The organism is Anaerophaga thermohalophila str. Valhall, from assembly GCF_000250735.1.
Taxonomy (GTDB): Bacteria; Bacteroidota; Bacteroidia; order Bacteroidales; family Marinilabiliaceae; genus Anaerophaga; species Anaerophaga thermohalophila_A.
In genome coordinates this window covers 1-4,619 of record NZ_AHZV01000040.1, presented here as the reverse complement: position 1 = coordinate 4,619, position 4,619 = coordinate 1, and the positions used below count along the sequence as shown (strand labels likewise).

Genomic DNA, 4,619 nt, shown 5'->3' with positions numbered 1-4,619 from the left:
CACTGTTCGGCAAACGTAGGAAAAGACGGAGATACGGCTATTTTCTTCGGACTGTCGGGAACCGGTAAAACAACCCTGTCTACCGACCCCAAACGAGCTCTTATAGGTGATGATGAGCATGGATGGGATGATGACGGAGTCTTTAATTTCGAAGGCGGATGTTATGCTAAGACCATCAATCTCGACAAAGAAGCTGAACCCGATATCTATAACGCCATCAAGCGTGATGCGCTGTTAGAAAATGTAGTTGTTGACGAAAACGGCAAAATTGATTTTACCGATTCTTCAAAAACAGAAAATACAAGGGTTTCTTATCCGATCTATCACATTAAGAACATAGTAAAACCCGTATCGAAAGCGGGCCATGCGAAGAAGGTAATTTTCCTGACTGCTGATGCCTTTGGTGTTATGCCTCCGGTATCGAAACTGACACCTGAACAGACCAAGTATCACTTCCTTTCAGGTTTTACAGCCAAACTTGCAGGAACCGAGCGGGGAATTACAAAACCAGTTCCTACTTTCTCAGCCTGTTTTGGTGAAGCATTTCTTTCACTTCATCCAACCAAATATGGTGAAGAACTCGTCAAGAGAATGGAAGCTGCAGGTGCAGAAGCATATCTGGTAAATACCGGATGGAACGGTAGCGGAAAACGCATCTCTATTAAGGATACCAGAGCTATTATTGACCGGATACTCGACGGTTCTATTGAGAAGGCCGAAACAAAAACAATTCCGATCTTTAATCTGGAAGTTCCCACTTCGCTCGAAAATGTCGACCCGAATATTCTTGACCCTCGTGACACATACGATGACCCACAGAAATGGGAAGAGAAAGCCAAAGACCTGGCAGCCAAGTTTATCAAAAACTTCGAAAAGTATACAGACAATGAAGAAGGCAAAGCCCTTGTAGCCGCCGGTCCCCAACTTGAAGAGGTTGAGAGCTGAAATCAGGTTTGCGAAGTTCAATAACCGAATAAAACGTCTGCTCCGAATGAGCTTATTTTGTCAAAGTGGAGATGCAGAGAACTTTAGAACCGGAATTAATCCGCTGTTAATTAGAGTTTAAAACACCCTGCACCATACAATTGGCAAAAAAATATTCAGGAGTGGACTCATTAAAACTTAAGGGACAGACTCATTCTGAGATTCTGTCCCTTTTTTATTAGCTTACAATAAATTGTCTAATGCAGAATGGATGTCCGTGTAAGTAAAACGAAAGCCTCCCTCCTGTAGTCGCTTGCTCACAACCTTCTGTCCCTTTACCAGTACCTGCGCAGCATCACCATACAGAAGTTTCAGTCCCCACTCGGGGACAGTCAGAAAAGCCGGACGCTTTATGACTTTACCCAACGCTTTTGTAAACTCCAAATTGGAAATCATTTGAGGAGCCACCATATTAAAGACTCCTTTTTTGTCTTTTGAAGAAATAAGCCACTCCAGCGCTGAGGTCAAATCATCAACATGTATAAAGGGCATTGGCTGGAGTCCGTCACCTATTTTCCCTCCCAATCCCAGTTTAAATGGCAATAGCATCTGTTTTAATGCCCCGGCCTGCTCAGACAAAACCAGGCCAAAGCGGGTAATACATAACCGTACTTTCGAATCATTCACTTTAAGGGCTTCTTCTTCCCACTCCTTGCAAACATTAGCAAGAAAATCGTCGGCATAATTCGTTGAATATTCATCATGAACTTCGTAAATATCATAAATCCCAACTGCCGATGCAGACACCAAAATCTCAGGAGGGGCGCTCATTTTATTAATTGCTCCGACCAACAGGGAAGTAGTTTCCGTTCGGCTTTTTCGAATAATCTCTTTCCATCTGGGTGTCCACCGTTTAAGAATTGGGGCACCTGCCAGATGCACCACGGCATCAACACCATCGAGCTTTTCCGTCAGATGCTTTTCGCCCTGCTGAAAATCATTGCGCGACAGGCTTACCACACAATCACCTCTATTCAGTAAACGTTCCGAAAGAAAACTTCCTATCAGGCCTGAAATTCCACTTATGGCTATATTCATAAACAATTCTTTTACTATAATTTTTAACGGGTTAATCCGGCAGCTTCGAGGCGTTTTTCCAATTCTTCGACCGTAATGTTATACTCCCCTCTGCCATTCTGAAAAAAACTGATTCGGCCACGCTCTTCAGACACAACAATGGCAACAGCATCGGTTGACTCAGTTATCCCCATACCGGCCCGGTGGCGCAGTCCGAAACGCTTGGGTAGTTCCATATTCTGGGATACAGGCAAAATACAACCGGCCGCCTTTATTTTATTTCGGTTAATGATCACCGCACCATCGTGTAAAGGATTGTTCTTAAAAAAAATGGATTCAATCAGACGCCTTGAAATAACAGCATTAAGTAGTTCTCCGGTATGTACAAAATCAAGCAATTCTGAATTCTTGGTAATAACAATTAAAGCACCGGTCTTGGAACGCATAAAATCCTCACAGGCCTGAACAACAGGCTTTATGTAAATATTCATCATTCCTGCCGATTTGCCTTCAAAAAAGCGCTCAAACGAAAACTTATTGTGCAAGTTGTACCGGCTGCCGAGCAACAGTAAAAATCGTCTTATTTCCTGCTGAAAAACAACGATAATAGCCAAAACACCTACATTCACGAAATTATCGAGAATGGTTGAAGATAACTCCATGTTTAATGACTTAATTAAAAGCCAGAAAACAATAAACGCGAAAATACCAATGAAAATATTGAGTGCAACCGTCCCCTTGATCAGCTTATAGAGCTTGAACATCAGGTAGGCTACGAGAAAAATATCCACAAGATCGATAAACCGTATCTCAAGAAATGTCATACAAATCCCGCTTTATAGTTTTTGACACTAATTTAACACATTCTACGGCTTCTTTCACATCATGCACCCGCAAAATATTAGCTCCCCGGCTCAATGCCAGGGTATTCAGTACAGTTGTGCCATTAAGAGAATTTCCGGGAGTACTGCTCAGGTATTTGTAGATCATCGACTTACGCGACAAGCCCACCAGCAAAGGAAGCTCAAACATCTTAAATTGTTCAAGTTCGTTCAGCAACCTGAAATTATGCTCAATATTTTTCCCGAACCCAAATCCGGGATCAATAATAATATCGGAAACTCCAAGAGCCCTGAGCTGATCAACCTTTTCTGCCAGAAACAATATAACTTCCCCTGTTACATCTCTGTAAACAGGATTGTTTTGCATATTCCCGGGCGTGCCTTTCATGTGCATCAGTATATACGGGACATTCAGCCGGGCCACGATTTCAAACATCGAGGCATCCAACATTCCGGCCGATATATCGTTTATGAGATCCACCCCGTAATCATTCACCGCTTTTTGCGCAATTTTCCCCCGAAAAGTATCAACAGAGAGCAAAATATCCGGCCAGTGATCGCGAACGGCTTTTAAAACCGGCCAGAGTCTGTTCCCCTCTTCTTCTTCTGATACGTCGTCGGCTCCTGGACGGGTTGAACAGGCACCGATATCTACAATCCTTCCCCCCTCATCCAGAATTTGTTCCACACGTGACAATACCTTATCCAAAGAAGTTGCTCTGCTGCCTTCATAAAAACTATCGGGAGTTAAATTGACGATTCCCATCACTACAGGTTCAGATAAATCAACAAGCCTGCCACGACAATTTATTGAAAGTGCCGATGTCAAAAATCTGTCTTCGACTTCAAAATTCTTCATCTTCTTATTTCTAAAAAAGGTCAATTCGTAAACACAATACTCCGTTAAACTTTTACAGATGTCTGGTAAGGTAAAGACGCCCAATTTGGGCGTCTCTACCTCTCATAATAAAAACTTTGCGTCATTACGTTTCTGCGTTTAGGCTCTTTTTAATGGACTATTTGTAAACAAAAGAAGCTAAAAAAAGAATGTTTTCAAAGGTAACACTTCGAAAAGCTTTTCCTATGAATTACAAATCAACACAGGAAATATCGGTAAAAATCACGGATAATGCCGGTATGTTCCACCGCTTTTTTGTATTTTTACGCCTCAAAATAACAATATGGCAGAAAAAACAGATCAGCAATATGAGCATGTCATAAAACTGTGCCGTGATGTTTTTAGAAAAAAAAATGAAAGACTATGGAACGGCATGGCGTATTCTTCGTCCCAGCTCCATGACCGACCAGATTTTCATCAAGGCCCAACGCATCAGAAGCATTGAAACAAAAGGTACTTCCAAAATCAAGGATGATATTCGTTCCGAGTTCATCGGGATCGTCAATTATGCAACAATGGGCCTTATACAACTTGAATTGGGCCCCTGCGATCATCCGTCAATGAATGCCGATGAAGCCTTAGAACTTTACAATAAACATATTTACAAGGCCAAAAATCTGATGGCAGACAAAAATCACGATTATGATGAAGCCTGGCGTAATATGCGCATCAGCTCCTTTACCGACCTGATTCTTATGAAGATACACCGCACCAAACAAATCGAGAATAACCAGGGAAAAACCCTGGTATCGGAAGGAATAGATGCCAATTACATGGACATCATAAATTATGCGGTTTTTGGCCTTATTAAACTTGAATTTCCGGAGGATGAAAAAGTGTAATATTCTCCCTAAAAGTTAATTGATAAATATCTAACC

6 protein-coding genes are annotated in these 4,619 nt (G+C 41.9%); 3 read left to right on the top strand and 3 right to left on the bottom strand.

Annotated features, from left to right (window positions below):
- Positions 1-945, top strand: a 945-nt coding sequence (locus OQ5_RS0101555; protein WP_016775803.1) for a phosphoenolpyruvate carboxykinase (ATP), incomplete at its 5' end; no start/stop codon positions are given.
- A 222-nt stretch (positions 946-1,167) separates the two neighbouring features.
- On the opposite strand, the gene OQ5_RS0101550 is transcribed toward OQ5_RS0101555, so the two are convergent.
- The 3 genes from OQ5_RS0101550 to folP are packed head-to-tail and all read right to left on the bottom strand — an operon-like array spanning position 1,168 to position 3,702.
- A complete protein-coding gene (locus OQ5_RS0101550; protein WP_016775802.1) occupies positions 1,168-2,022 on the bottom strand; it encodes a TIGR01777 family oxidoreductase in 855 nt (284 codons plus the stop codon).
- Positions 2,023-2,045: 23 nt separating this feature from the next.
- Complete coding sequence (gene cdaA / locus OQ5_RS0101545; RefSeq protein ID WP_016775801.1) at positions 2,046-2,825, bottom strand: diadenylate cyclase CdaA; 780 nt, start codon at positions 2,823-2,825, stop codon at positions 2,046-2,048.
- Positions 2,812-3,702 (bottom strand): dihydropteroate synthase, encoded by an 891-nt coding sequence (gene folP / locus OQ5_RS0101540; protein ID WP_016775800.1) that lies wholly within the window; start codon positions 3,700-3,702, stop codon positions 2,812-2,814. Before folP ends, cdaA begins: the two co-directional genes overlap by 14 nt.
- A gap of 224 nt (positions 3,703-3,926) precedes the next feature.
- Here folP and OQ5_RS23350 point away from each other — a divergent pair, with 224 nt between their 5' ends.
- Both OQ5_RS23350 and OQ5_RS19925 read left to right on the top strand, forming a co-directional pair.
- Positions 3,927-4,064, top strand: a complete 138-nt coding sequence (locus OQ5_RS23350) for a hypothetical protein (protein ID WP_176694046.1) — start codon at positions 3,927-3,929, stop codon at positions 4,062-4,064.
- 12 nt (positions 4,065-4,076) lie between these two features.
- Complete coding sequence (locus OQ5_RS19925; protein ID WP_016775798.1) at positions 4,077-4,583, top strand: DUF1599 domain-containing protein; 507 nt, start codon at positions 4,077-4,079, stop codon at positions 4,581-4,583.
- The last annotated feature ends 36 nt before the right edge of the window (positions 4,584-4,619 follow it).

Excerpts from the sequence above, each read along its gene's own strand:
- OQ5_RS19925 (WP_016775798.1), top strand. The coding sequence starts at position 4,077 with ATGTTTTTAGAAAAAAAAATGAAAGACTATGGAACGGCATGGCGTATT.
- folP (WP_016775800.1), bottom strand. The coding sequence starts at position 3,702 with ATGAAGAATTTTGAAGTCGAAGACAGATTTTTGACATCGGCACTTTCA.
- OQ5_RS0101550 (WP_016775802.1), bottom strand. The coding sequence starts at position 2,022 with ATGAATATAGCCATAAGTGGAATTTCAGGCCTGATAGGAAGTTTTCTT.
- cdaA (WP_016775801.1), bottom strand. The coding sequence starts at position 2,825 with ATGACATTTCTTGAGATACGGTTTATCGATCTTGTGGATATTTTTCTC.
- OQ5_RS23350 (WP_176694046.1), top strand. The coding sequence starts at position 3,927 with ATGAATTACAAATCAACACAGGAAATATCGGTAAAAATCACGGATAAT.